This is a genomic window from Acidimicrobiales bacterium (assembly GCA_041394265.1).
GTDB lineage: Bacteria > Actinomycetota > Acidimicrobiia > Acidimicrobiales > SZUA-35 > JBBQUN01.
On record JAWKIO010000005.1, the window covers coordinates 4226451 to 4253113 of the forward strand.

Below are 26663 nucleotides of genomic sequence, written 5' to 3' on the forward strand. Positions count from 1 at the left end.
GGTTGAGGTCCCCGTTCAGGGGAGGCCGATCGACTCATTTTGCTGCCAGGTCGAGCGTCCTCGCCGAGCGGCGAGCACGCCGGCAACGCCCACCATCCACAGCGCCGTCTCCGGCCCGTGGACGAACCCCCACACGGAACGAACCTGCAGCATCGAGGCGGTCCACTCGGCGACGGGAAGGGCCAGCAGGGCAACGGTGTGTGACCAACGCTGGCGGCCACGAACCAACTGGGCGCCGAAGAACGCACCGGCGGCGACGAACAGGGCGATCGGGAGATGGAACAGCAGTAGGCCGGCGGTCGGTGCCACCCCGGATCGGCCGCGATCGACCCGCACCGGAGGCGGGAAGGCGATGCCGACGACGACCGCAAGCCCTGACCACAGCGAGGCCGATTCCCATGCGGTCAGCGATTGTGACGCGAGGAACCCGACAGCGGAGGAGTCGCGAAACGTCGTCGTTCCCGGTGCGAGCCGATCGGTCACCCAGAGAACGAACAACGACCAGCCAACCGCGGCGACCGTTTCGATTGCCGCCATGATCACGCCTGGATCGAGACGGCCGGCGTCGTCGTCCAGCGGTCGGTCGAGATCGAGTCGAGCGGCCGGGCGAAGCGATGGCGCAGACCACAACCGCCAGCGAACGACGCTTCCCAGCACGTAGCCGCCGGCGATGAAGATGCCGACGTACAGCGTGATCCAGGGCACCGACCTCACGCCAGGTCGGCCTTGGCGGTTGCGTCGATGTCGAGATCGCGAAGAAACGCCATCACCTCGTCGCGATCGCGGGTTCTGCGCAGCTCGGGCATGGCGTTGATGAGGTCCCAGCGATAGGACTTGTTGGTGGCAAGCCGGGTGTCCAGCACGGCCACGACGCCACGGTCGGTCGCCCGCCGAATCAGGCGTCCCGCCGCTTGTGCCAACAGGATCTGCGCCTTGGGCAGGTCGACGACGCGAAAGGCGGAGGCACCGGCGAGATCGCGCCGGGCCTGCAGCACCGGCTCATCGGGACGGGGAAACGGAATGCGGTCGATGGTGACCAGGGTGAGGGTGTCGCCGGGAAGGTCGACGCCCTGCCAGAACGACATGGTGGCCGCCAGTACCGAACGAGGGTCGGCCATGAACGCCTCGATGAGTGCGGTCTTGGACTGCTCACCCTGGGCGAGCACCGGCACGTCGAGTTCGTCGCGGAAGTGGTCTGCGGCCTCGTTCATGGCCGCCGCACTGGTGAACAGGGCGAGGGTGCGACCGCCGGCGGCGCGGATCAGATCGGTGATCTCGTCTCGGACCGCCGCCCGGGCCTCGGGACGCCGTGGCTCGGGAAGGTGCGTGGCGCAGTAGAGCAGACCCTGGTTGGCGTAGTCGAAGGTCGACCCGACTCGGACGACTTCGGTGGACGACGGGAGACCCAGAGAAGTGACGATGCCGCTTGGCAGGGTGGCCGAGGTGAGCACGACCGATCGCTCACCCCAGAGCGATGCCTGCAGGATCGATCCGACGTCGAGCGGCGTGCGTCGCAGGACCGGCGCGCTGTCGCTCCCGTCGACCCAGACGACGTCGTCATCGTCGGACTCGAGCACGTTGTCGATGGCATCGACGAGAGAGGTGGCGGCGGTCATGACCCGCTCCACGCGGGCCGCAACGTCGCTGCCGTCGGCCGCCGAGATCTTGCGGACGGCGCCCAGGACCCGGTCGGCCCGATCCCGGCCGGCTACCAGGAGCGCGACGAGTTCGGCGTCGAATGCCACCTTCATGCCACGCCGTGGTCGCAGTGCGTTGTCGAGATCGCTCGCCGACTTGTCGAGAAGTTCGGGTGCTCGGTCGTCGGTCAGCAACCGGCGGGCGTGGCGCCCGAGATTGCGGAAGCGGCCGCCGGACACCTCGGTACCGCACGTGGCACTGATGACGTCGGCCAGGTGGTGGGCCTCATCGAAGATGACGACGTCGTGGTCGGGGAGGAGCGCACCACCGGTGGCGAGGTTGAGGCCGTAGTAGTGATGATTGGTGACGATCACGTCGGCTTCGAGGGCCCGGATCCGTGCCATCTCGGCGAAACAGTGTTCGCCCGACGGGCAGCGAGCGGCGCCAGGGCACTCGTCGGGGCCCACACTCAACGCCCGCCACAGGTCGAACGCCGGCTGGGTCTCGAGCTCCTCGCGGTCGCCGGTCTCGGTGTCGTTCGCCCAGTCGAGCAGATCGCCGAGTGCCTCCGACTGCGATCGGCCGCCCATGAGCTCGAGCTGCTCGGTGTGCGACGCCCGTTCGAGTTCGGCCACGCGCTGGCGGCACAGATAGTTGCCACGGCCCTTCAGCACCGAGACCGAGACCTCACGGCCGAGGGCGGCGGCCACCATCGGCACGTCTTTCTCGACGAGTTGGCTCTGCAGGGCGATCGTGGCGGTGGCCACGACCGCTCGCTTCTGGGCATCGAGTACCGGGGTGAGGTAGGCCACCGACTTGCCCGTACCGGTGCCGGCCTCGATCAGCAGCGTGTCGGGGCCGGTCAGGGTCTTGGTGACCTCTTCGGCCATGGTGACCTGGCCCGGGCGCAGTTCGCCACCGCCGGCGATCTGTCGAGTGACGGTCCCCAACAGGGCGGCGGCGCTGGACATCCCCCGAGCCTAGGCCCGGAAGGCGACGGACCCTGGCCACACGATTGCCGCCGACCTTCCCACTGCTCGGAGTACCGTGACTGCCGTGGACGCCGCCTCCCCGATGGACCTGACCGGAATCGACCCCAAGCGGATCCCGCGCCATGTCGCCGCCGTGATGGACGGCAATGGACGCTGGGCGCAGGCCCGTGGCCTCAAGCGCACCGAAGGCCACGCCGCCGGCGAGGAAGCCCTGTTCGACGCGGTCCATGGCGCCCTCGAACTGGGGATCGAGTGGTTGACGGTGTATGCGTTCTCCACCGAGAACTGGCGGCGCCCGACCGACGAAGTCCGCTACCTGATGGGGTTCAACGAGTCCCTCCTCGTGCGACGAAGCCACGAACTGCACGAGATGGGCGTGCGGATCCGCTTCATCGGCCGGCGCGACTGGCGAGTGCCCCGTCGCCTGCTCAAGCGGATGAACGAGTCGGTCGAGCTGACCAAGGACAACACCAAGCTCACCTTCACCATCGCCTTCAACTACGGCGGACGGGCCGAGGTGGTCGACGCCGTCAAGTCGCTCGTCGCCGACGGCATCGACATCAACGAGGAGAACATCTCCAAGCGGCTCTACGACCCCGAAGCTCCCGAGGTCGATCTGTGGATGCGGTCGTCAGGCGAGCACCGGATCTCGAACTTCATGATCTGGCAGGCGGCGTACGCCGAGCTGTACTTCTTCGATGACTACTGGCCCGACGTGCGGCGCCACCACCTGGCCGACGCCGTGCGCGAATACCAGAGCCGCAACCGTCGATTCGGCGGGCTCGGCGACTGATCGTGGCGCTCTATCGGGCCACCGGGGTCGTCCTGCGGACCTACAAGCTCGCCGAGGCCGATCGCATCATCATCCTCTACACCCGAGGGCACGGGAAGGTGCGGGCGGTCGCCAAGGGCGTGCGTCGTACGAAGAGCAAGTTCGGAAGCCGGCTCGAACCCGGCTGTGTTGCCTCACTCCAGCTCTACGAGGGCCGCAACCTCGACGTGATCACCCAGGTCGAGACCGAACAGCTCCACCCGAACCTGCGTACCGACATCGATCGATTCGGCCGGGCCACGGTGCTGCTCGAGATCGTCGATCAGGTCGGCCAGGAAGGTGAGAGCAACCCGGCGCTCTACAAACTGCTGGCCGGCGCACTGGCCGAACTCGATCGTGGTGGGAATCCGCTCGTGGTCCCGGCGTTCGCAGCCAAGGTGCTGGCCCTCGAAGGCGTGGCCCCGATGCTCGACGCGTGCGTGTCATGTGGTGCGACCGAGCGGCTGGTGGCAATCGAGATCCACGAGGGTGGCGTCTTGTGCCACAACTGTCGGCGCGGCGAACCGATCAGCGAGGCAGCACGTCAGACGCTGATCATGGTGTTCGCCGGTCACGTGCGGCATGTGCTCGACACCACGCCACCGGCGGTGTCCGACGAGCTCGAACACCTTGCGTCGCGCATGCTCGAGCAGCATCTCGAACGCCGACTTCGCACCTCGACCTTGCTGTATCAGCAGGTGCATCCGGCGTCTTGACGCTCAGCTGATCGGGATCCAGCGATCGTTGGCGATGTCGTGCCGGAGCCAATGTTCGTGCTCGGCGTCCCAGAACAGCCAGGCCTGCCACTGTTCGTTCCACACCAGACCATCGGCGGCGGGGGTGTTCGAGCTGGCCGTGGTGTCGGGTGTTTCGATGGAGGCAGCCGGTGTCGTGGCGAGCTCGTGCTCGCCGGTTGTGGCGTCATCGACGGGCGACTCCCGGTGCGATGGGGTCCGCTCGGCGAAGGGCTCCCACACTGGCGCCGGTTCGGGGACCGGCTGCTCCCACGTCGGCTCATCGCGACGCTCGTCGCTCTCGGGCTCGTCGACCTCGATCGACTGCGCATCGGTGTCAGGGAGGTCGATGTCGTCGGGCGCTGAGTGCTCGGGCGTTGAATGATCGGCAGCATCGAGGCCACGATGGGTTGGTGGCGGCGCCGACGAGGTGGCCGGCGATCGGCCGAGGTCGAGATCATCGAGGCGGGACGCCAACGGGGTCGTGTCGTCGAGCGTCGGCAACGGAGGATCGATCGATGGGGCAGGAGGTGGCGCCGCCACCGGATCGTGCCAGCCGGTCGTGTCATTGAGGCCGAGTCCGGGCTGATCGGCCTCGACGAAGCCCAGCTCATTGGTCGGTGCGTCGGCGTCGACAGCAAAGCGGTGGCTGGGCGCCGGAGCGACACTCCCGGATGGCGTTGTCGGCAGGGGTGCAGCGTCGGCCATCGGCGGGTCGAGGTCGGCCAGATTCGGTGCAGGCAGGTCGGCGAGACGAGGATCGATCGGGGGAAGGTCGACCGGGTGGGAACCGATGTTTGCGAGGTGTGACAAGTCGATCTCGTCGTCGGCGGGCAGGTCATTCGACGCGAGGGAAGCGATCGCCTCGGTTGTCGGCTGGTTGCCGAGTGGCGGGGCGTCGGTCGGCGGCGTGCTGTTCGGCAGAGCGCCGATTGGTGGAGCGTCGGTTTCGAGCGTGTCGGGCGGGAGGGCGTCGAGCGGGGGCAGCGCCGGCAACGCCGCGGTGGAAACCGGCTCAGGTTCGGGGCGGTGCAGTCCGCTCGGCGAACCGCCGAGGCGGTCGCCGATCTGGACCATCTCGTCGTTGTCGCCGGCTCCGGCACCCGTGGCAGCCCGGCGGAGCTCCCGGCGTCGGGCGTAGACCGAAGGGTCGATGAACTTCGCTCCGACTCGGTTGTCGATGACGTAGGTGCCGGCAATCCGGTCGCCGAGGCGCTGCCGATACTCGTGGGTGTTGGCGATGATCCAGCCCGCCAGACCCGGCAGCACGATGGGCAACACATCGATGATGCCGGCGGCGGTGCGCTTCGCATGGGCGACGAGCGACGGGTTGTTCCCGTCGGCGTCGACCACGGCGAGCGACAGCAGCTTCTTGCCCGGTGACCAGCCGACGTTCGCCGGGATGAGGACGAAGACGAGGACGAACATCACGATGGCGGCGAGGGCGGTGAGCACGAAGCCGGATTGGTCGAGCACGTACAACGTGTTGTTGCGGGTGAACGAGGTGTTCAGGCTCTCGGCGATGTCGTCGAGCCGGGCCTGCTGGGTGGCGTCGAAGATCGGGTTGCCGGTGATCGGGTCGGCGGTGGTGATGGGAAAGGCGATGAGCTGGGTGCGCCAGACGATCGTGCTGATGAGTCCGACGACGCCCAGGTCGATCAGCGACGCGCCGATGCGACGCTTCAAGATGTTGGTGAGATCAGGATCGAGCATGCGGTAGGGCCTCGTGGTGCAGGGCCGTGCGGGGGTGGCCGGGCACAATAGATTCGGTCGGCGTCGGGAAAATTTTCCGACGCTGCAAGTGAAGACGTTAGCCTGCGACGCCATGGCTGCCCCTGATACCGACACGAGCCCGACCACCGATTCGGTGGCAAACGACCCCGAGCTCTTCGACAAGATCGTCAACCTGTCGAAGCGGCGTGGCGTGGTCTACCCGTCCGCCGAGATCTACGGCGGCTTCCGCTCCACCTACGACTATGGGCCTGTCGGCGTGCTGCTCCTGCGCAACGTGAAAGACGCCTGGTGGCGCTCCATGGTGCAGAAGCGCCACGACGTGGTCGGGCTCGACGCCTCGATCCTGTCGCCCCCAGCTATCTGGGAAGCCTCCGGCCACCTGGCCAACTTCAGCGATCCGCTGGTCGACTGCCGCAAGTGCGGCAGCCGCCATCGTCTCGACAAGCTCGATGATCCCGAGGTCTGCCCCACGTGCGGCGCGAAAGGCGAGTTCACCGAGCCACGCCAGTTCAATCTCATGTTCAAGACCCACGCCGGCCCGGTCGAAGGAGCCGGCCACGAGGTCTTCCTGCGACCCGAGACCGCGCAGGGCATGTTCATCAACTTCGCGAACGTGCTCTACACCAGCCGCAAGAAGCCACCATTCGGCATCGCCCAGATCGGCAAGAGCTTCCGCAACGAGATCACGCCCGGCAACTTCGTGTTCCGCACCCGTGAGTTCGAGCAGATGGAGCTCGAGTTCTTCGTGCCGCCGGCCGAGGCGTCCGACTGGTACGAGTACTGGTGCCAGACCCGGCTCCAGTGGTACCTCGACCTGGGGATCCCGGCCGAGAAGCTGCGCTTGCGGGCCCATGACGCCGACGAGCTCAGCCACTACTCAGCCGGCACCAGCGACGTCGAGTTCCTGTTCCCGTGGGGTTGGGACGAGCTCGAGGGCATCGCCAACCGGGGCGAGTTCGACCTCACCCAACACTCGAACCACTCGGGCAACAAGCTCGACTTCTTCGACCAGGCCAACAACGAGCGCTACATCCCACACGTAATCGAGCCGGCCGCCGGCGCCACCCGAACGATGATGGCCTTCCTCATGGCGGCCTACGACGAGGAGCAGGTCAACGACGACACCCGCATCGTGCTCCGGCTGCATCACAAGCTGGCGCCGTTCAAGGTGGCCGTGCTGCCGCTGTCCAAGAAGCCCGAGTTGTCGGGACCGGCCAGCGAGCTGTTCGAGCGTCTCGCCGATCGCTGGATGTGCGACTACGACGAGACCCAGAACATTGGCAAGCGCTACCGCCGCCAAGACGAGATCGGTACGCCGTACTGCGTCACGTTCGACTTCGATTCGCTCGAGGATCAGGCCGTCACGGTTCGTGAGCGTGACTCGATGGAGCAGGTGCGCCTGCCGCTCGATCAGATCGAGGCGTGGCTCGCCGAACGACTCGCCTGAGCGTTGCGATCGCGCCGCTGAGGCGAGACACCCGGCGAGTTTGCTCGTAGTCTCGGCGCCATGCGCGCCATCTACACGCTCGATCACGCCCACGACGTCTCGTTCGACGAGCTGGTTGCGATGCTCGGGCGTACCGGTGCGACGTTGGCCGACATCAGCGTCGGCCTCGGACTGCCCGTGCCGCCGGGTTTCGTGGTCACCACGTTGGCGTGTCGGTCGTTCCTCGCCACCGGGGCGTTCGCCGAGGCCGACATCGACGAGGCTCGTGAGGAGACCCGCCGGCTCGCTCGGGCCGATGGCTTCCCGCTGCTCGTCGGCGTTCGTCCCAGCACGCCGACCTTCATGCCGGGAGCGGCCCCGGTGGTGCTCAACGTCGGTCTGAACGACGAGACGGTGGTGGAGCTGGCCGAGGCCACAGGTGACGAGCGGTTCGCCTACGACTCGTATCGGCGGCTGATCCAGATGTACGGCAACGTGGTGTGTGGCGTGCCGATCGAGGAGTTCGAGCGCCGGATCGACGGGGCCAAGACCATGGCCGGCGTCACCACCGAGAGCGAGCTCGGTGTCGCCGAGTCACGGCTGCTGGCCCAGACCTTCCTGACCATGCTCGACCAGCGGGGCACCCCGTTTCCCCAAGACGTCGAACGCCAGGTGCTCGCCGCAGTCGAGGCCGTGTTCCGGAGTTGGGACTCCCCACAGGCCCGGGCCTACCGGCAGCGGGAGAACATCCCGCACGACCTGGGCATGGCGGTCATCGTGCAACAGATGGTGTTCGGCAACCGCGACGAGCGATCGGGGAGCGGGCTCGCCTTCTCCCGCCATCCCGTCACCGGGGCGAAGGAACCCTATGGTGACTTCCGAGTCGGCGGCCAGGGCGTCGATGCCGGTACCGCGCCGGTCGTCGCGATCGGAGACCTCCGTGACCGGCTGCCTGAGGCCTGGGCCCAGTTGGAGGCATCGTTCGCTGTCCTCGAATCGCACTACCGAGACATGATCAGCCTCGACTTCGCCGTCGAACAGGGGACCCTGCAGTTCCTCGGCGTTCGACCGGGTGACCGGTCGGGAGCAGCCGCCGTGCGTATCGCCAAGCAGCTGGCCGACCCCGACGACCTCGGGCTCGATCGAAGCGAGGCCCTGTTGCGGGTCACCGCCGATCACCTCGACCAGATCCTGCACCCTCAGTTCAGCGGCCCCGGTGTGTCGCCGATCGCATCCGGACTCGGGGCCTCGCCCGGCGCGGCGGTCGGTGCGGTCTACTTCGATCCGAACACCGCCGTCGACGCCTACGACGAGGGCATCGACGTCATCTTGGTGAAGGACGAGACGTCGCCCGAAGATGTGCACGGCATGGCGATCGCCGAGGGCATCCTCACCACCAAGGGTGGGTTGGCGAGCCACGCAGCGGTCGTCGCCCGGGGATGGGGCAAACCGGCGGTGTGCGGTGCCGGCGGCATCACGATCGGCGAGGGCCTGTTCACGGTCGGCAACCTGGTCGTGCGAGAGGGCGACATCATCAGCCTCGACGGCGCGACGGGCGAGGTGTTCCTTGGTGCCGTCGACCTGTCCGAGGGTGACGTCCCGGCCGAGATGCACGAGATCTTGGGGTGGGCCGACGAGATCCGCGCCGGCAAGCTCGCCGTACGGGCCAACGCCGACACGCCCGACGATGCGCTCGTCGCACGCGAGTACGGAGCCGAAGGCATCGGTCTGTGCCGGACTGAGCACCAGTTCCTGGGTGAGCGTCTGCCGATCGTCCAGCGGATGATCCTGGCCGAGTCGCAACAGGAGCAGCTCGACTCACTCGTCGAACTGGGTGAGGTGCAGCGCAGCGACTACATCGCTCTCCTCGAGGCAATGGACGGGCTGCCGGTCACCGTCCGGCTGCTCGACCCGCCGCTGCATGAGTTCCTGCCCGACATCACCGAACTCCTGGTCCGCCAGGCCTCCACCGGCATCTCGGCGGCCGAGGCTCGGCTGCTGGCGGCCGCCCAGGCCAACCACGAGGAGAACCCGATGCTCGGCACCCGGGGTGTGCGCCTCGGCATCCTCAAACCGCACCTGTACCGAACCCAGGTCAAGGCGTTGCTGTCGGCCGCCGCCGAACGGGCCGACGGGGGAGGGCAACCGATCGTCGAGATCATGATCCCGCTGATCGTGAGTCGCCAGGAACTCGAACTGGTCCGATCGTGGGTGGTCGACGAGATCGAACAGGTCAACGCCGACCGGTCCGAGCCGCTGTCGGTCAGCGTCGGCACGATGATCGAGACACCTCGCGCTGCGGTGCGGGCCGGTGAAATCGCCAACGTCGCCGACTTCTTCAGCTTCGGCACCAACGACCTCACCCAGATGACCTTCGGATTCAGTCGCGACGACGTCGAATCCAGCTTCATCCGGCTCTACTGCGACCTCGAGCTGCTGGGTGCGAACCCGTTCGACACGATCGACGAGGCTGGCGTCGGTGAGCTGGTGCGGCGGGCCGCGGCCGACGCTCGCGAGACCAAGCCCGGTATCAAACTCGGCGTCTGTGGTGAGCACGGCGGTGACCCGGCGAGCATCGATCTGTTCTGGCGCTGCGGGCTCGACTATGTCTCCTGCTCACCATTCCGGGTGCCGATCGCCCGTCTCGCTGCGGCCCAGGCCATCGTGCGCTCCGAGGGCTGAGCGCGGCCATCTCGCTGTCGTCTCCCCCTGGTAGTTTCCTCCTGTGGGGATCGTCGACGAAGACATCGTTCGCGTTCGCGAGCAATCAGACATCGTCGCGGTGATCACGCAGTACACCCAGCTGCGCCGAGTCGGCCGCCGGTTCACCGGCCTCTGTCCGTTCCATTCCGAGAAGTCCGGATCGTTCTCGGTGAACGCCGAGGAGGGGTTGTACTACTGCTTTGGTTGCGGGGCGAAGGGCGACACGATCACCTTCGTCAAGGAGAAGGAGCAGCTCGACTTCGTCGGCGCCGTGGAGTGGCTGGCCAACAAGTTCAACCTCACCCTGCGCTACACCGACGCCAACGAGGGCGAGGAGCGCAAGGCCCGCAAGCGGCTCTACGACGCCCTCGGGCGTGCGGTCGACTTCTACCACGACCGCCTGCTCCACAGTGCTGATGCGGGTGCCGCCCGTAGCTACCTGCGTCAGCGGGGCTACGACGGCGACATCGTTCGGCAGTACCGAATCGGCTGGGCCCCCGAAGGGTGGGACCACCTCTCGAAGGCGTTGCGGTTGTCGAACAAGGAATGGGTCGACTCCGGGCTGGGCGGGATCAACCGCAACCAGAGCCAGTACGACTTCTTCCGGGGTCGGGTGCTGTTCCCGATCTTCGACGCCCAGGACCGCCCCATGGGCTTCGGCGGGCGGATCCTGCCGGGGTCGGATGACGCCCGCAAGTATGTGAACTCGGCCGACTCGGGCGTCTACAGCAAGAGTCGCGTGCTCTACGGGCTCAACTGGGCCAAGGCCGACATCGTCGCGGCCGACGAGGTCATCGTGTGTGAGGGCTACACCGATGTGATCGGCTTCGGCCAGGCCGGAGCGCCTCGTGCCGTCGCCACGTGCGGGACGGCCCTCACCGACGAACACGTGAAGCTACTGCGACGTTTCGCCCGCAAGGTCGTGCTGTCGTTCGACGCCGACGCAGCCGGTCAGAACGCGGCCGCCCGGTTCTACGAGTGGGAGAAGGCGCACGATCTCGAAGTGCTCGTCGCCGATCTGCCCGACGGGGTCGACCCCGGCGATCTCGCCCGTGAGAACCCGGCCCGGCTGGCGGCCGCCGTCACCAACGCTCGGCCGTTCCTGGAGTTCCGTGTGGAGCGGGCGCTGGCCGCCGGCAACCTGTCGTCGGTCGAGGGGCGGGCCCGCACCGCCGAGGCTGCCCTGGCGATGGTGGCCGAGCATCCCGACCGGATCGTGCGCGATCAGTACGCCTACACGATCGCCGACCGCTGCCGGATCTCGGAAGACCTGGTGCGGGAGATGGCGGCCAACGGTGTCGCCCGGGTCGAGCGAGCGAAGGCGGAGGTTGCGCCCCGACGCGTGTCGTCCGGCGTGCACCACCCCACGGAGTACGAGGCCCTCAAGCTCGTGGTGCATCGGCGCGACGAGATGGCTCGGCTGATCCTGCCCGACCTGTTCACCCAGGACCTACTGGCCACCGCCTACGACGCCGTCATCGGTACGCCGTCGATCCATGCGGCCATCGACGCGGCCGGACCCGAGGTCGGCGACCTCATCCAGCGCGTGTCGGTCGAGGAGCCGACGAGCGAACCGATCGACGTCGCTTGCCTGCTGTGGCGGCGGTTCCTCGACGTCCAGATCGACGAAGGTCGACGCGCGGCCAAGGGAGCGGTCGATCCGGTCGACATCGGCGACATCAATCACCGGCTGTCCTGGCTGATGACGAACCATTATGCGCTGATGGATCCAGACCGGCAGGCGGCGGTGGTCGATGGCTTGCTAGCTTGGATGGTCCAGCCCCAGGAGGAGGTCTCTTGACTGACCGGCCCGTCGCCGAGCTACCGAGCGAGTTCACCGAGGAACATCGGGATCGTTTGGTGCTGCGTGCGCGCGGTGGCCGTTCCCTGAACCCCGAAGACGTCATCGAGGTCATGAAGCGGGTCGAGTTGACGCCCGCGGTGCTCGACGCCGTCAAGAACTGGCTGGACGCCAACGACATCCCCTTCGACGACGACCCGGTCGAGATCGAGGAGTCCCCGGTCGATGCCAACGGTCACCGCAAGTCTCGGTTGCGTGATGACCCGGCCCGCGTCGCCGCCATCGCCATGGCCCGGGCCAACGGCTCGTCCGACCCGGTTCGGATGTACCTGAAGGAGATCGGCAAGGTCCCGCTCCTCAGCTCGGCCGAAGAAGTCGAACTCGCCACCCGCATCGACGCCGGTGCGGCCGCCTCACTCGAGGTCGCCGAGGCGATCGCCAACGAGACCTGGCACTCGCTGCCGCTCGCCGAGCAACGTCGGTTGCGTCGGATCGTGGCCGACGGCCACCGGGCCCGTAGCGAACTCACCTCGGCCAACCTCCGCCTCGTCGTGTCGATCGCCAAGCGCTACGTCGGGCGCAGCGTGCCGATGCTCGACCTGATCCAAGAGGGCAACCTCGGCCTCATGCGAGCGGTCGAGAAGTTCGACCACTCGAAGGGTTTCAAGTTCTCCACCTACGCCACCTGGTGGATCCGCCAAGCCATCACCCGGGCCATCGCCGACCAGTCCCGCACCATCCGGGTGCCGGTGCACATGGTCGAGTCGATCAACAAGGTCGTCCGCCAGCAGCGAGCGATGCTGCAGAAGCTCGAGCGGGAGCCCACCATGGCCGAGCTGGCCGAGGCGGTCGACCTGTCCGAGGAGAAGGTCGCCGAGATCCTGCGCTACGCCCAGCAGGACCCACTGTCGCTCGACTCGCCGATCGGTGAGGAAGACGACACGTCGATGGCCGACTTCATCCCCGACAAGGCCGCTGCGCCGCTCGACATCACCGCACGCAAGCTGTTGGCCGAGACGGTCAACGAGGTGCTGAGTGATCTCTCAGAGCGCGAGGCCGACGTGGTCCGTCTGCGATTTGGCCTGGTCGACGGGCGGCCTCGGACCCTGGAAGAGGTGGGCAAGGAGTTCGGCGTCACCAGGGAGCGAATCCGGCAGATCGAGTCGAAGACCCTGGCCAAGCTCCGTCACCCGCTGCGCAGCGACCGTCTTCGGGACTATCTCGACTAAACCGCCACGATCGGGTGTTGGCTTGCTATCCTCGGCATTCGCCTTCGGGGGTAGCTCAGCTGGCAGAGCAATTGACTGTTAATCAATGGGTCGTGAGTTCGAGCCTCACCCCCCGAGCAAACAACATCGCCGCTCCGGTTCCACCGGGGCGGCGATGTTCGTTTTCACCGGTTCCGTGCCCAAAACGGCAAACCTCCGGGCCTACGTACGCTCAGCCGTACGCCAACCCGGAGGTTCGCCGAGAATTCGGTGTCGGCTGCCGACAGGTATTCCGAGATCGTGTCGCTCGGGTCAGGGTTGCCAGGCGCCCGCCTCGACGACGGCGGCGATCTCGTCGTCGTCGTAGCCGAGCTCGGTGAGGATCTCGGCGGTACTCGAACCTGGCACCGGGCAATGGCGCCACACGCCCGGATTGCCGGAGGCGAAGCGGACCGGGTCACGCACCACTCGGTATGCACCTTCGGTGGGGTGCTCATGCAGTTCGATCATCCCGACTTGGGCAAAGTGGGGGTCGTCGTCGATGTGTTCGAGGTCGACCACGGGCACGGCGGGGATCGAGGCGGCGTCGCAGAGTTGCATCCACTCCTCGGTCGTGTGCTGGGCCATGAACGTGTCGAGGAGTTCGTAGAGCGGGTCGACGTTGGCCACCCGTGAGTTCACCGAGGCGAAGCGGGGGTCGTCGGCCAGTTCGGGCTCGCCGACGAGCGCGAAGAAGTCGCGCCAGTTCTGGTCGCTGTAGGGGAGGATGCACACCCAACCGTCGGCCGACCGGCGGGGGCGACGGTGCGGGGTGAGGAGGCGCTGGTAGCTGAACGGCGGCTCCTTGGGCTCGAGGGTATGGCCGTTCAGATGCTCGACCAGGTTGAAGCTGGCGACCGACTCGGCCATCGGGACCTCGATGGCGTCACCGTGACCGGTCATGGCCTTCCGATAGAGCGCAGCCAGGACGGCATAGACGATGTGGAGCCCGCTGATCTTGTCGGCGGCGATGGTGGGCACGTAGGCCGGTTCCCCGCCCATCCACGCCGCCATGGACGCCATGCCGGACGCAGCCTGGATCACATCGTCGTAGGCCGCCTTGCCGGCGTAGGGGCCGGAGCTGTCGAAGCCGGTGGCGCCGCAGTAGATGATGTCGGACTTGCGGGCGGCGACCGAGTCGTAGTCGAGCCCGAGGCGCGCGAGTGCCGCCGGTCGCATGTTCGAGATGAAGACGTCGCACGAGGCGATCACGTCGAGGACCGCCCGGTGCCCGGCCTCGGATTTGAGGTCGAGGACGATGCTGCGCTTGTTGCGCTGCAGGTTGAGGCTCATTGCTCCCATGCCGGGCGATCGTTTGGGGTCGAAGTCGCGCATGAAGTCGACGACCGGCGCTTCGATCTTGATCACATCGGCGCCGAGATCGCCCAGGATCCTGGTGGCCATCGGGCCCATGACGACGGTGGTCAGATCGGCGATGCGGACCCCCGCCAGCGGGCCCGTTGGTGCGGACGGATCGACGGCGTCGGCCGCCGTGTCGGTCGTGTGATCCAACGGAGCGTGGGGTGTGGGCGCGGCAGGGTCGTGCATGCGACCATCGTGGCCCATTCCGGGGGTGATCACAGCATTTCCGGCAGGTGAACTCCGGTGATGTGGCGGGTCGACCGCCGTTGGACCATTGGCGTGGGAAGTGGCAGGCTGACCGGTCATGCGCACCGCCATCGTCCCCGCCCGCGAGATGACCACCGAGTGGCTCACCGACGTCCTGGCCGACGCCGGAATCGGCGGGGGAGCGGCCATCACCGACATGAAGCTCACCTCGATCGGCACCGGTCAGGTCGGCGAGAACGTGCGGTTCGTGCTGACGTGGTCGAGCGACGACCCTGAGCTGCCGGCGACGGTCGTTGGCAAGTTCCCGTCGCAGAGTGAGATCAGCCGATCGACAGCCGCACTCACCGGCACGTATGTGCACGAAGTCGGCTTCTACCGAGACCTGGCGTCGACGGTGTCGATGTGCGTGCCCACCGTTCACTATGTGGCCGGCGACCCCGAGGCCAACGACTTCGTGCTCATCATGCAAGACATCCGTGGTGCCGTTCAGGGCGATCAGCTCGCTGGGTGCACGGTCGAACAGGCCGAGCTCGCCGTCGACCAGGCGGCCGCGCTCCACGGTCCCACGTGGGGTGCGGCCGAGCGTCTGGCCGAGCTCGATTGGATCATCCCGCCGACCCTCGATCGGGTGCAGGGACGAGCCGACCTCTACGCCATGGTGTTCGACGGCTTTGCCACTCGCTACGCCACTGCGCTCAGCGCCGACGACATCGAACTCGGTCGAGCCATGTCTGACAAGATCATGCTGCTGGCCGAAGCGTCGCTGTCCGACGACGGCGATCCGGCGCACGCCCTCTGCCTTGCGCACAACGACTACCGGCTCGACAACATGCTGTTCGGGGTCGAGCCCGGCGCTGCGCCGCTCACGATCGTCGACTGGCAGACGGTCAGCCTCGGCTCCGGCCCGACTGACCTCGCCTACATGCTGGGCTCGGGGCTGCTGCCCGAGACCCGGGTCGAGCACGACGAACGACTCGTGCGGCGCTACGTCGACGGCCTCGCGGGTCACGGTGTCGATGTCTCCTTCGACTCGATCTGGCATCGCTATGTGCTCGGTGCGTTCAGCGGCTACCTGATGGCCGTCACCGCCTCGCAGATCGTGGAGCAGACCGAGCGCGGCGACGCCATGTTCGTCGCCATGGCCTCCCGCCACGCCGAACAAATGCGCCAGATCGGCTTCCACGACCACCTCGGCATCTGACCCGCCGCTCGAGGTCTCACTCCCCACCACCCACCGCAACTTTGGCGGTTTCACACCGGTGAGCGGCATGAAGTCTCCAAAGTTGCCGAGGGATCCGACCTCGCCCGGCGGCCACTACCCTTGCCCGAGGCCCTCGGGCCGTCATCGGGGCCCGTAGCTCAGTGGTCAGAGCATGCGACTCATAATCGCTTGGTCGAGGGTTCGATCCCCTCCGGGCCCACTGGAACTCTTCGGCCCCAGGGGGCCTCGGGAGTTCCTTGGAGTTTGCTCCGCAAACTCCCCGTAGGTATCGGGGTGCTGGGCGCCCGAACTCGCGCCGCTGCGGGTGATGAGGTCGGGCCCTGGGGGCCTCGGCACTTATCGAGTTGCTCGCTGTCGTTCCTCGGCCTTGGGGGCCTCGGCACTTACGGAGTTGCTCGCTGCGCTCCCAACTCGCGCCGCTGGACCCTGGGGCGCTGATGTGGGCTGTGCATGGGAGCGGGTGGGGGCATGGCGTGGGAGGATGGTCGGATGCGCGACGACGTGATTGCCGACGACGAGCTCGAGGCCCTGGATCTTGCGGTTCGTGGGGCGCTCGCCTCGGGCGACCTCTCGGGGCTGGCGGTGCTTGGGTTCGGGGAGCTGTCGGTGGCGTTGGGTTGGCCGGTCGACGAACCTCGGTTCGTGTGCAAGCGGACACCGCCGTTCACACCGCCGCAGTTCGCTGCCTACCGAGACACGGTCGTCGAGTACGTCGATCGACTCCGAGCAGCGGGTCTCGACGTCGTCGACACATCGGTCCGATCGATCGAGCACGGCAGTCGCGTGCATGCCTACTTGGTGCAGCCGATGCTCGACCCGTCGACGCTGGGGGAGCGGGTGCTCGGCGGCGCGACGCCCGACCCCGACCATCCCTACCTTCGAGCGCTCGCCGAGGTCCTGTCGATCGTCACCCCTCACCTCAGTGTCGACGCGCAGGTCACCAACTTCTCCTTCGATGGCGAGCGACTCACGCTCGTCGACGTCGGCACCCCGTTTCTGTGGGATGACACCGGATCACTCCAGTTCGACCTCGGGCCGTTCTTGCGCATGCTGTCGGCGCCGCTCCGGCCGATCGTCGCTCGGGAGATGCACAAGACCGTGCAGCGGTGGCGCGAACCTCGGACCGTGGCGGTCGACATCGTCGCCAACCTCTATCGGGAGCAAATGCCCGAATGGGTCGAGCCGACCATCGATGCCATGAACCGCCGCTGGCAGTGGGAGGCACCGATCGAGGCGGGCGAAGCTCAGGCGATCTACGACGAGGATCGGAAGCTCTGGCCGCTCCTCAAGCGACTCCAGGCGGTCGAGCGAGGGTGGCAGCACAAGGTCCGGCGGCGCCCTTACGACTTCTTCATCCACTCCACGTTCGCCGACCGCGAGCATCGGCCGAGCGCCTGAACTGTCCACGCTGAAGCCCAACTGGGTGAACTGTCGACACTGGAGCCCGCTTCTGAGCTTCAGTGTCGACAGATGGCAAAACTGGGCTTCAGCCTCGACGGTTCGGGGCGATCGGTCGGCCGGGGACCCTCCCGTCGACGAACTGTCGGCTGTGGAGCCCACCGCTGATCAACTGTCGGCTGTGGAGCCCGGAAGTGGGCTCGAGAGCCGAGAGATGGATCCCTGCGGGCTCGAGAGCCGGAGCTCGTGCGAGGACCGGCCGAATCCGGAGGTACCAGAGCACGGAGGTGCCTGGACGCAGCGGTGCCCGAATTCGGAGGTGCCCGAACGCGGAGGTACCGAATTCGGAGGTGGCAGAGCGCGGAGGTGCCCGGGCTCGATGAGCCCGGGCACCTCGACGTACTGCTAACGATGGCGGTGTGTGCGACTGACGGAAGTCAGTCGGGCGACCTCAACCCGATCAGGGGTTGCAGTTGCCGTCGACACACCAGATGCCGACCATCGGGTGCGAACCCGAGATGACCGGGCGGCGGGTGTCGCCATCGGGGGTGGTCTCGTCGGTCACGCCCTGGACGTTGTGGTTGGACACGATGCCCCACAGGGTCCAGGTGCTCCACAGGTTCCACACGTTCTCACCGAACGAGCGGTTGATGTCCTCGGCCGCCTGGCGGCGAACGTCGGGATCATCGGTGGCCCGCTGGGTGATGAGGGCAGCGTCGATGACCGGATCCTGGAAGCGTCCGAAGTTCAGCGCCAGGGCACCGATCGGTGGAAGCAGCGGCTTGTCGGTCTCAGCGTGAGGATCGGTCTGATCGCCTTCTTCGTCGGCATGTTCGCCTACGTCTTCGGCACCGTCACCTCCGACGGCGATGGCAATGCGCTGAGTTCGCTCGGGACCATCGGCATGGTCGCCGGCCTCGTGATCATGGCGCCGGCTGCTGCGCTCATCCTGATCACGTCGGCGATCTGGTTGGCGTTGGTGATCGCCATGCCGTTCTTCGCCATCCCTCGCATGTTGAAGATCCGCGGCCAGCGGGAGGCCTTCGAGGCTGACGCCATGGAGCGAGTTCGCAAGGTGCTCAACGACGTCGGCGTCGACGCTGACACGGCCATGCCGAAGCATCCGCACGAGTTCTCCGGCGGCCAGGCCCAGCGCATTTCGATCGCCCGGGCGCTCATCCTCGAGCCCAAGGTGATCATCTGCGACGAGCCGGTCTCGGCACTCGACGTGTCGGTGCAGGCGCAGGTCTTGAACTTGCTCGAAGACCTCAAGGACCGCTACGGCATCTCGCTGGTGTTCATCGCCCACGACCTCGCCGTGGTCAAGAACGTCTCCGATCGTGTGGCGGTCATGTATCTGGGCAAGGTGTGCGAGGTCGGTCACCCCGACGAGTTGTACGCCCGACCCCGCCACCCCTACACCCAGGTGCTGCTGTCGGCCATCCCGGTGCCCGACCCGCTCATCGACCCTCGCTCGGCCGCAGCGATCTCCGGCGAGCTCCCGTCACCAATCGCCCCGCCGTCGGGCTGCCGTTTCCGTACTCGCTGCCCCCGGGCCGAGACGATCTGCGCCGAACTCGAGCCCGTGATCGAGGAGCACTACGCCGGTCACTTCGCCGCCTGTCACTTCCCCTTGAGCGACGACGACTGGCACCCGGCCGACGGCACGGCCGTCGATCTCCGAGGCTGAACCACCCCCATCCGCTCTGCCAGTGGCAGCCGGTGAGCAGCCGATGGGCGACGAACCTCCGGGGCCACGTCCAAAACCACCAAAGCTCCGGGGCTGCGTACGGCTGAGCGTACGCAGCCCCGGAGCTTTGCTTGGAATGCCTGGTCAGACGACGGGGGCGCCGATGCCGACACCTTCGACCGAGGCCAGGGTCTGGGGGAGGCCGGCGGCGAGGTTGGTCTCGAGGGCGACCTCGTTCTCTCGCGTGCCCAGCGGGAAATGGCAGGCGAAGGAGTGCCCGGGCGTGGCCGACGGCGTGAGCTGAGGGCGTTCCTCGTGGCAGCGCGGCTGCACATAGGGACAGCGCAGGCTGAACGAGCAGCCCTTCGGCGGGTTGATGAGGTCGGGTGGGCGACCGGCGATGACCTGGAGCCGAGTGTGGCTCGGGTTCTCGACCCGCGGGATCGACCGCAGCAGCGCCTGGGTGTAGGGGTGCTTCATGTTGGCGAACAGCGAGTTGGTCGGCGCTTTCTCGGCGATCCGGCCGCCGTACATCACGGCGATCTCGTCGGTGCGCCCGGCCACGACGCCGAGGTCGTGGGTGACGAGCACCATGGCCATGAACCGCTCGATCTGCTGGTCCTGTAGCAGATTGAGGATCTGGGCCTGCACGGTGACGTCGAGTGCGGTGGTGGGCTCGTCGGCGAAGAGCAGCTTCGGGCCACACGCCATCGCCACGGCGATCATGACTCGCTGACGCATGCCGCCCGACAGCTGATGGGGGAACTCGTCGAAGCGCTTCTCGGGCTCGGGGATGTTGACCGAGCGCAGCAACTGCTCGGCGACGAGGCGGGCTTCCTTGCGGTCGACGTCGAGGTGGAGACGCAGCGGCTCGGTGATCTGCTTGCCGATCTTCATGACCGGGTTGAGCGACGACATGGGGTCTTGGAAGACCATCGCCATCTCTTTCCCCCAGATCTCTCGCATCTCCTTGTCGGAGCGCCCGAGCAGCTCTTGGCCCTCGAACTTCACGCTGCCCTCTCGATGCACGTTGTGCTTCGGGAGCAGGTTCATCACCGAGCGGGAGAGCACGGTCTTGCCCGAGCCCGACTCGCCGACCACCCCGAGGGTCTTGCCCCGTTCCAGGGTGAGGGTGACCCCGTCGACCGCTCGCACTCGGCCGTTGGCCGTGAGGAAGTGGGTGCGGAGATCGGTGATCTCGAGCAGCGGCGAGTCGGCGGTGTGGGCAGCGGTGAGGTGGGAGGGCGTGGCATCGGTCACAAGGGGAAACATACTCGCAACGGGGGCGATGGCGCCAAGCGCCATCCGTGCCGTTGATCGCCGTAGTGTTGGACGGTGTTCTCCCTCGATGCTCTGCCGCGACCGAGCGACAAACGTCTGGCCCTGAAGGCCACGCCCGCCGCCGAACGCCAGTTGCGCAAGCGCCATCCGTGGCTCTACGACGGGGGGATCACGAGCGGTGCCGACGGCGGCAAGCCCGGTGATCTGGCGGTGATCTTCGACAAGAAGCGGGCGTTCCTCGCCATCGGACTGTTCGATCCCGACTCTCCGATCTCGGTACGCGTGCTGCATCACGGCAAGCCGGCCACGATCGACAGCGGCTGGTGGCGTTCGACGATCGCCGACGCGTACGACCGGCGGCGGTCCCTGATCACGTCGTCGGGCGAGCGCGCCACCACCGGGTATCGGCTCGTCAACGGCGAGAACGACTCGCTGCCGGGACTCATCGTCGATCGCTACGACCACGTGCTCGTCGTCAAGCTCTATAGCCAGGCCTGGTTCCCCCACCTGCGTGACGTGCTGCCGGCGCTGGTCGCCGAGGCCGACGCTGCGGGCGCTCCCGTCGATCGAGTCGTGCTCCGCCTGGCCCGCACCGTCCAACAACAGGCCCAGCGACGATCCGACGTTGCTGGTCTGCACGACGGGCTGGTGCTCGACGCCGAGACCTTCCAGCCGGCGGCGCTCGACGAGCCCGTGGTCTTCTCCGAAAACGGCCTGCTCTTCGAGTCGTATCCGATTCGCGGTCAGAAGACCGGCCACTTCCTCGATCAACGTGACAACCGCCAGCGAGTGCGGGAGCGGGCTCATGGGGCTCGGGTGCTCGATGTCTTCTCCTGCACTGGCGGCTTCTCGGTCTATGCCGCCGCCGGTGGGGCACGGTCGGTCCACAGCATGGATCTGGCAGGCGAGGCGATCGAGACGGCAAAGCGGAACATGGCCCTGAACCCGGCCACGAGCACCACACACCTACAGACCACGGTTGGTGATGCCTTCGAGGTGATGGCGTCGATGGCCGACCGGGGTGAGCGCTACGACATCGTCATCGTCGACCCGCCGTCGTTCGCCCGCAAGCAGGGTGATGTGCCTCGGGCCCTCTCGGCCTACCGTCGTCTGACGAAGCTCGCCCTCGACCTGGTCGAGTCCGACGGACTGCTCGTCCAGGCGTCGTGCTCGTCACGCATCCCGTCGGCCGAGTTCTTCGACACCGTGCTCGATGCTGCGGCCGATGCGGGGGTCGAGTTCGATGATGTGACGGAGACCGGCCACGCGCTCGACCACCCCGCCACCTTCGCTGAGGGCTACTACCTGAAGGCCCTGTTCGCCCGCCGACGCTGACTCCCGGGCCGTGGTCCCGGGTCGAGATCCGGGCGTGCTCCTGAGGTCAGGCGATCGTGAAGGTCACGATGTTGGAGCGCCACGACTGGTTGCCGGCGGCGTCATAGGCCTTGACGTAGAAGTCATAGGTACCGGCATCGAGGCCCGTGAAGGTGCCCGAGTTCGTCGCGAACGTGGCGACGAGTGCGCCGGAGGCATCGAACACCCGGTAGCCGACGACGCCGACGTTGTCGGTCGAGGCGTTCCAGCTCAGGTCGGCCGTGTTCGCCGCCGGGAGTGCGACCACGAGCCCGGTGGGCGTGGACGGACGCTCGAGGTCGACCACGGCACCGGTGACGGTGAAGGTGGTGAAGCCGCTGCGGTAGGACTCGTTGCCGGCTGCGTCGTAGGCCTTGGTGTAGACCACGTACGTACCTGGCGTGAGACCGGTGGCGATGCCCGAGTTCGTGGGAGCATCGAGCAGGACCGCACCGCTGGCGACGCCGTCGATCGTGTCGGCATAGATGCGGTACCCCTCGACGCCGACGTTGTCGGTCGATTCGAACCAGACCATCGAGGCACTGGTCGAGTCGACGGCCACGATCTGCGGACGGCCCGGTGTGCTCGGCCGCTCGGTGTCGGCCACCATGCCAGTGATCGTGAACGTGGTGAACCCGCTGCGGTAGGACTCGTTGCCGGCTGCGTCGTAGGCCTTGGTGTAGATCTCGTAGGTTCCCGGTGCCAGGTCGGTCAGACCGGCGCTGTTGGCCGGACCGTCGTAGAGCACGGCACCGCTGGCGACACCGTCGATCGAGTTGGCGTAGATCCGGTAGCCGACGACCGCAACGTTGTCGGTCGATGAGGTCCACACGAAGGAAGCCGAGTCGACGCCGAGCGACTGGAGCTGGGGGCGGCCGGGAACCGACGGGCGCACGGTGTCGACCGGATCGACACCCTCTTGGCACAGACGGGTCATGCCGTATTGCACTTGGCCTCCCGACGAGGTGACGTCACCGGCGAACCAGACGCACCCGTTGGGGGAGCCATGGATGGCCCAGATACCGGGGCCGGCACTGGTGATCTCGGGCTGGAAGGTGGTGTCGCGCAGCCCGGTGGTGGCATCGAATGCGACGACCCAGGCCACAGGGCCGGTGTTGACCACGGGCGGTCGGGGGAAGGCGTTCTGCCACGGGATCGGACTGTCGGCCGTTTCGAGGTAGGAGCCGACCCGGCAGTGGCAACCGGCGTAGACGGTGTTGCCGACCACCTCGAGTTCTTGGAAGTCACCGGTTCCCGGTTGTGACATGTGGAACTTGTGGAGCGACAGGTCGGCCTCGTTCAGGACCTGCACGAAATGCTCGCTGCCGCCGATCCACACGAATCCACCGGCGACTTCGACGTCGTAGAGGTAGCGACGGGAGACGGTGTTGGTGTTCGGCGTGATCGGCAGGACACCACTTGCATTGTCGCCGGTGACCGACGAGAGGGCGACGAACCCGTTCGAGGCGAACGTGAAGTTCGAGCTGTTGAAGTAGCCGGCGAGGTAGACGCGGTCCATGTTCGAGCTGGCGGCGAGACCCCACACCGAACCGCCCTGGATCACGGGCCGCCAGGTGCTGTCGATCATGCCGGTGTCGAGGTCGTAGCGGCCGACCCGATAGGCCGCCTGGCCCTGGTTGCCGCTCGACATCGACGTGAAGCCGCCGCCGGCGTAGAGGTAGCCGTGCCCGACGTCGAGCGAACGGACGAGGTTGTAGCCGCCGATCCGGCCGGCCCAGGTGGTGTCGATGGCGCCCGTGGCGGGGACGAGGGCGACGAGGCCACCGGTCGGGGTGCCGTTGACGGTTTCGAAGTCGCCGCCGACGAAGAGACGTGTGCCGTCGGGACTGGCCTCGAGTGCGTAGACGGCGCCGTCGAGCGTTGGGCGCCAGCTGGTCAGGAAGTCGCCGGTACTGGCGTCGAACGCGGCGATCGCAACCTGGGGTTCGGTGACGTTGCCGTTGGTGGCACTAGTGAAGCGGCCGCCCATGTAGACGATGTTGCCGATCTGTTCGGTGGCGAACACCTCGGCGTCGATCGAATCGGACTGGGTGCCGAACAGGTTGCCGGTCACGCCCCAGTCCGAGGTGGCCTCGGGGGAGAGCTGGGCGCTTGCGGTGTTCGGGGCCAAGGCGACCACGCCCAGTGACGCTGCGGCGATGGTCAGGGCTCCCAGGGCACGACCCCAGCGGCTGGTGAGCGATGGCGACCTGTGGGTCGAGTCAGTCGAACGTCCACTCATGGGTGATCCTCGGCGTGGTTCGGAACAGGACGGGCTCCTGGTCCTCCCCACAGCGTAAGAAACCACGCAGCGTGGCGAATGAGGCGTGATGCCCCGACGCAGGTGCCGTTCGGCCCATGCGCGTCGGGGCGCTCACCCAGTCTTCAACTCACCCGGCGCTCACTCCGAGCGCTGGGTGCCGACCTTCAGGTTCTTGAAGGCGACGTCCTTGTCGACGCTAGGTTCCCGAGGCAAGCCGAGCACCCGGTCACCGATGATGTTCTTCTGGATCTCGTCGGTGCCGCCGGCGATGTTGGCGCTGAAGGAGCCGATGATGGCCTTCATGTACTTCTCGGCTGGACCGTCGCCGCTCGAGGCGTCCCAGGCCAGCGAGTCGGGCCCGGCGATCTCCCCGATCATCGATCGGGTCATACGGGCGATGATGGCGCCGTGCAGTTTGCCGAGCGAACCACCGGGGCCGGGCGCCTTGCCGGCCTTGAGTTCGGCCCGGGTGCGCATGGCGACGAGGCTCTTGGCCGCCTCTTCGCTGTAGAGCTTGGCCAGCATCTGGCGGGTCTGCGGGTCGCCGATCACCCCCCGACGGCGAGCTTCTTCGGCGAGCCACTTGAAGTTCGGGGTCTTGATACCGCTGGTCGAACCGGTGCCGATGGCAACGCGTTCGTACATGAGCATCGCCGTGGCGAGTCGCCAGCCGTCGTTGAGGGTGCCGACGAGCCAGTCCTTCGGGATGCGCAGATCCGTGAAGAAGATCTCGTTGAAGTGCACGCCACCGTCGATCTGATTGATCGGACGAATCTCGACCGCCGGGTCCTTCATGTCGACGATGAACATCGAGATGCCACGGTGCTTCGGCTGCTCGGGATCGGTGCGGGCGATGAGGATGCCGTAGTCGCATTGGTGAGCGAGCGTGGTCCAGACCTTCTGGCCGTTGATGGTCCACTCGTCGCCATCGAGCACGGCCCGGGTCTGCAACGAGGCGACGTCGGAACCGGCGCCGGGCTCGGAGAACATCTGGCACCACAGCGTGCGAGCGGCAATGGCGTCGGGCATGAATTGCTTCCGTTGCTCGTCGGTGCCGAACTCGTTGAGCACCGGCACGCACATGCCGTGGCTGATCGTGAGCTGCCCGGTCATGTCGGGCACACGTGCATATTCCTCACGCCAGATCCGATCGTGGGCGGAGGTGAGGCCCTGGCCGCCGAACTCGGTGGCGTAGGTGAGTCCGGCCAGTCCCGCCTCGGCGACCTTGGCCTGGAATGCCTTGGCCTGGGCGACCGACTGATCGCTGCGGGGGTCGTCGCCCTCGATCTTGAGGCCGGTGGCGTGCTCGGCGAGGAATGCTCGGCAGCGCTCGCGGAAGGCGTCGGCTTCCTCGGGGGACAGGGCGGGTGCGTCATTGCTCATGGGGGTGATTCCTCGGATCGAAGTGGACGGGTGGTGGGAGAGGCTGATCGGCCGTGCCGCTCAGCTCGGGACGGCGCCGCTCAGCGCGGCGTGAATTCGGCCTTCAGGTGCTTGACGCCGTGGATGAACGACGAGGCCAGGTAGTCGGGTTCGCTGGTGGAGCGAATGTCGGGCAGTTGCTTGAACAGCTCGCGGAACATGACCGTGATCTCCCGACGAGCGAGATGGGCGCCGAGACAGAAGTGCGGGCCAGGACCACCGAAGCCGACGTGCGGATTGGGGTTGCGGAGCACGTTGAACACATGCGGATCGGCATACACCGCCGGGTCGCGGTTGGCGGCGAGGTAGAACATCGAGACCTTGTCACCGGCTGCCATCTCCTGGCCGCCGACGACGGTGTCTTCGGTGACCGTCCGCCGCATGTAGGTGACGGGACTGGCCATCCGGACGATCTCCTCGACCGCGGTCGGGGCGACGCCCTCAAAATCGTTGGCCCAGATGGCCCGCTGGTCGGGATGCTTGGTGAGGTAGTCGAGACCCCAGGAGATCGCGTTCCGGGTGGTCTCGTTGCCGGCCACCACCAGGAGGATGAAGAAGCTGGCAAGGTCGGCGTGGCTCAGCTGGTCGTCGGCCAGTTCGGTGTTGACGAGGATCGAGGTGAGGTCGGTGCCATCGCCGCCCTTCTTCGACGTTGCCAGCTCGTCCATGAGTTGGGCGAGTTCGGCGCCGGCGGTGAGGATCGCGGTGACGATGTCGGTGCCTTCGGGCACGTATTCGGGGTCGCCGGCGCCGAGGATGATGTTCGTGCGGTCGAAGACGAACTGATACTCCGAGTCGGGTAGGCCCATCAGGTCGGTGACGATCTTGAGCGGCAGTGCAGCAGCGACGTCGACGACGAAGTCGACCTCGCCCCGACCCTTGATGTCGTCGACGATGCTGGCCGCCAGAGCCTGGACCGACTCGTCGAGCTTGGCCAGCATGCGGGGCGTGAAACCGGCCGACACGATGCGGCGCAGCTTGGCGTGGCGGGGGTCGTCCATGGCGATCATCGAGCTGAAGAACTCGACGAATTCGATCGGCTGGTCGCCGACGGTGATGCCCTTGGCCGAGGAGAAGGTCTGCGGGTTCTTCGACACGTGGAGGATGTCGGCCATGCTCGTGAGGACCCAGGTGCCGGGGCCCTGAGGGAGCGGGATCTCCGGTGGGATCTCGGGCTCGGCCAGGAAGACCGGACCCCGTGGACGCAGGAGGTCGAGGTCGGCGTGGATGGCGTCTTGCGGGCGGACCCAGAACTCGTTGAGGACCGGGTTCGGGAGCGCGATCGTGTTCTCGGACATTGGCGCACGTTATGTCATCCGCTCCGGCGAGGCGAAACGGTCGGTGACCGATGTCGCAATGGATCGTCGGAGAATTCTGAT

At 67.0% G+C, this 26663-nt stretch carries 19 protein-coding genes and 2 tRNA genes; 12 read left to right on the top strand and 9 right to left on the bottom strand.

Annotated elements, in window-relative coordinates; genetic code table 11:
- Positions 1-15: 15 nt before the first annotated feature.
- A complete protein-coding gene (locus R2733_20365) occupies positions 16-714 on the bottom strand; it encodes a hypothetical protein (protein MEZ5378866.1) in 699 nt (232 codons plus the stop codon).
- On the bottom strand, positions 711-2609 hold the full coding sequence (locus R2733_20370) for an ATP-dependent DNA helicase (protein MEZ5378867.1): 1899 nt from the start codon (positions 2607-2609) through the stop codon (positions 711-713). Before R2733_20370 ends, R2733_20365 begins: the two co-directional genes overlap by 4 nt.
- 85 nt (positions 2610-2694) lie before the next feature.
- Between R2733_20370 and uppS the strand changes: the two genes are divergently transcribed.
- On the top strand, positions 2695-3423 hold the full coding sequence (gene uppS / locus R2733_20375; protein MEZ5378868.1) for a polyprenyl diphosphate synthase: 729 nt from the start codon (positions 2695-2697) through the stop codon (positions 3421-3423).
- A 2-nt stretch (positions 3424-3425) separates the two neighbouring features.
- Positions 3426-4157 (top strand): DNA repair protein RecO, encoded by a 732-nt coding sequence (gene recO / locus R2733_20380; protein MEZ5378869.1) that lies wholly within the window; start codon positions 3426-3428, stop codon positions 4155-4157.
- A 3-nt stretch (positions 4158-4160) separates the two neighbouring features.
- Here recO and R2733_20385 read toward each other — a convergent pair whose 3' ends face one another.
- Positions 4161-5888: an RDD family protein gene (locus R2733_20385; protein MEZ5378870.1), complete on the bottom strand. Its 1728-nt coding sequence runs from the start codon at positions 5886-5888 to the stop codon at positions 4161-4163.
- Between the two features lie 112 nt (positions 5889-6000).
- Between R2733_20385 and R2733_20390 the strand changes: the two genes are divergently transcribed.
- From R2733_20390 to R2733_20410, 5 genes are all read left to right on the top strand, one after another.
- Positions 6001-7356 carry a glycine--tRNA ligase gene (locus R2733_20390; protein ID MEZ5378871.1) on the top strand — a complete coding sequence of 452 codons (1356 nt, stop codon included), beginning with the start codon at positions 6001-6003 and terminating at the stop codon, positions 7354-7356.
- A 60-nt stretch (positions 7357-7416) separates the two neighbouring features.
- Positions 7417-10017 (top strand): pyruvate, phosphate dikinase, encoded by a 2601-nt coding sequence (gene ppdK / locus R2733_20395; GenBank protein ID MEZ5378872.1) that lies wholly within the window; start codon positions 7417-7419, stop codon positions 10015-10017.
- 43 nt (positions 10018-10060) lie between these two features.
- Positions 10061-11839, top strand: coding sequence for a DNA primase (dnaG, locus tag R2733_20400; protein MEZ5378873.1), 1779 nt, complete (start codon positions 10061-10063; stop codon positions 11837-11839).
- A complete protein-coding gene (gene rpoD, locus R2733_20405; GenBank protein ID MEZ5378874.1) occupies positions 11836-13068 on the top strand; it encodes an RNA polymerase sigma factor RpoD in 1233 nt (410 codons plus the stop codon). Before dnaG ends, rpoD begins: the two co-directional genes overlap by 4 nt.
- Before the next feature lie 44 nt (positions 13069-13112).
- Positions 13113-13185, top strand: a tRNA-Asn gene (locus R2733_20410).
- A gap of 174 nt (positions 13186-13359) precedes the next feature.
- Here the strand turns inward: R2733_20410 and R2733_20415 are convergent.
- Positions 13360-14634: a CoA transferase gene (locus tag R2733_20415; protein MEZ5378875.1), complete on the bottom strand. Its 1275-nt coding sequence runs from the start codon at positions 14632-14634 to the stop codon at positions 13360-13362.
- Between the two features lie 118 nt (positions 14635-14752).
- Here R2733_20415 and R2733_20420 point away from each other — a divergent pair, with 118 nt between their 5' ends.
- The 3 genes from R2733_20420 to R2733_20430 all read left to right on the top strand — a co-directional run bounded on the left by R2733_20420 (position 14753) and on the right by R2733_20430 (position 17275).
- Entirely contained in the window at positions 14753-15856 is a 1104-nt protein-coding gene (locus R2733_20420) for a phosphotransferase (GenBank protein ID MEZ5378876.1), read from the top strand.
- A 147-nt stretch (positions 15857-16003) separates the two neighbouring features.
- Positions 16004-16076, top strand: a tRNA-Ile gene (locus R2733_20425).
- A 290-nt stretch (positions 16077-16366) separates the two neighbouring features.
- Positions 16367-17275, top strand: a complete 909-nt coding sequence (locus R2733_20430) for a DUF6206 family protein (GenBank protein MEZ5378877.1) — start codon at positions 16367-16369, stop codon at positions 17273-17275.
- A 460-nt stretch (positions 17276-17735) separates the two neighbouring features.
- Here the strand turns inward: R2733_20430 and R2733_20435 are convergent, their stop codons facing one another.
- Positions 17736-17903 carry a hypothetical protein gene (locus R2733_20435; protein ID MEZ5378878.1) on the bottom strand — a complete coding sequence of 56 codons (168 nt, stop codon included), beginning with the start codon at positions 17901-17903 and terminating at the stop codon, positions 17736-17738.
- Between the two features lie 168 nt (positions 17904-18071).
- Between R2733_20435 and R2733_20440 the strand changes: the two genes are divergently transcribed.
- Complete coding sequence (locus tag R2733_20440) at positions 18072-18965, top strand: ABC transporter ATP-binding protein (protein MEZ5378879.1); 894 nt, start codon at positions 18072-18074, stop codon at positions 18963-18965.
- 144 nt (positions 18966-19109) lie between these two features.
- Here the strand turns inward: R2733_20440 and R2733_20445 are convergent, their stop codons facing one another.
- Positions 19110-20225 carry an ABC transporter ATP-binding protein gene (locus R2733_20445; GenBank protein MEZ5378880.1) on the bottom strand — a complete coding sequence of 372 codons (1116 nt, stop codon included), beginning with the start codon at positions 20223-20225 and terminating at the stop codon, positions 19110-19112.
- A gap of 75 nt (positions 20226-20300) precedes the next feature.
- On the opposite strand from R2733_20445, the gene R2733_20450 reads away from it, so the two are divergent.
- On the top strand, positions 20301-21581 hold the full coding sequence (locus tag R2733_20450) for a class I SAM-dependent rRNA methyltransferase (GenBank protein ID MEZ5378881.1): 1281 nt from the start codon (positions 20301-20303) through the stop codon (positions 21579-21581).
- Positions 21582-21627: 46 nt separating this feature from the next.
- On the opposite strand, the gene R2733_20455 is transcribed toward R2733_20450, so the two are convergent.
- From R2733_20455 to R2733_20465, 3 genes are all read right to left on the bottom strand, one after another.
- The gene (locus R2733_20455) at positions 21628-23841 is read right to left on the bottom strand and encodes a fibronectin type III domain-containing protein (protein MEZ5378882.1); all 2214 of its coding nucleotides are present in this window, start codon (positions 23839-23841) and stop codon (positions 21628-21630) included.
- A 159-nt stretch (positions 23842-24000) separates the two neighbouring features.
- On the bottom strand, positions 24001-25245 hold the full coding sequence (locus R2733_20460; protein ID MEZ5378883.1) for an acyl-CoA dehydrogenase family protein: 1245 nt from the start codon (positions 25243-25245) through the stop codon (positions 24001-24003).
- A gap of 80 nt (positions 25246-25325) precedes the next feature.
- Positions 25326-26582: a cytochrome P450 gene (locus tag R2733_20465; GenBank protein MEZ5378884.1), complete on the bottom strand. Its 1257-nt coding sequence runs from the start codon at positions 26580-26582 to the stop codon at positions 25326-25328.
- Between the last annotated feature and the right edge of the window lie 81 nt (positions 26583-26663).

Bases quoted from the DNA above. Each gene is read 5' to 3' on its own strand.
- R2733_20455 (MEZ5378882.1), bottom strand. From the start codon at position 23,841: ATGAGTGGACGTTCGACTGACTCGACCCACAGGTCGCCATCGCTCACC.
- R2733_20385 (MEZ5378870.1), bottom strand. From the start codon at position 5,888: ATGCTCGATCCTGATCTCACCAACATCTTGAAGCGTCGCATCGGCGCG.
- R2733_20465 (MEZ5378884.1), bottom strand. From the start codon at position 26,582: ATGTCCGAGAACACGATCGCGCTCCCGAACCCGGTCCTCAACGAGTTC.
- R2733_20415 (MEZ5378875.1), bottom strand. From the start codon at position 14,634: ATGCACGACCCTGCCGCGCCCACACCCCACGCTCCGTTGGATCACACG.
- R2733_20420 (MEZ5378876.1), top strand. From the start codon at position 14,753: ATGCGCACCGCCATCGTCCCCGCCCGCGAGATGACCACCGAGTGGCTC.
- R2733_20430 (MEZ5378877.1), top strand. From the start codon at position 16,367: ATGCGCGACGACGTGATTGCCGACGACGAGCTCGAGGCCCTGGATCTT.
- R2733_20370 (MEZ5378867.1), bottom strand. From the start codon at position 2,609: ATGTCCAGCGCCGCCGCCCTGTTGGGGACCGTCACTCGACAGATCGCC.
- ppdK (MEZ5378872.1), top strand. From the start codon at position 7,417: ATGCGCGCCATCTACACGCTCGATCACGCCCACGACGTCTCGTTCGAC.
- R2733_20390 (MEZ5378871.1), top strand. From the start codon at position 6,001: ATGGCTGCCCCTGATACCGACACGAGCCCGACCACCGATTCGGTGGCA.
- R2733_20460 (MEZ5378883.1), bottom strand. From the start codon at position 25,245: ATGAGCAATGACGCACCCGCCCTGTCCCCCGAGGAAGCCGACGCCTTC.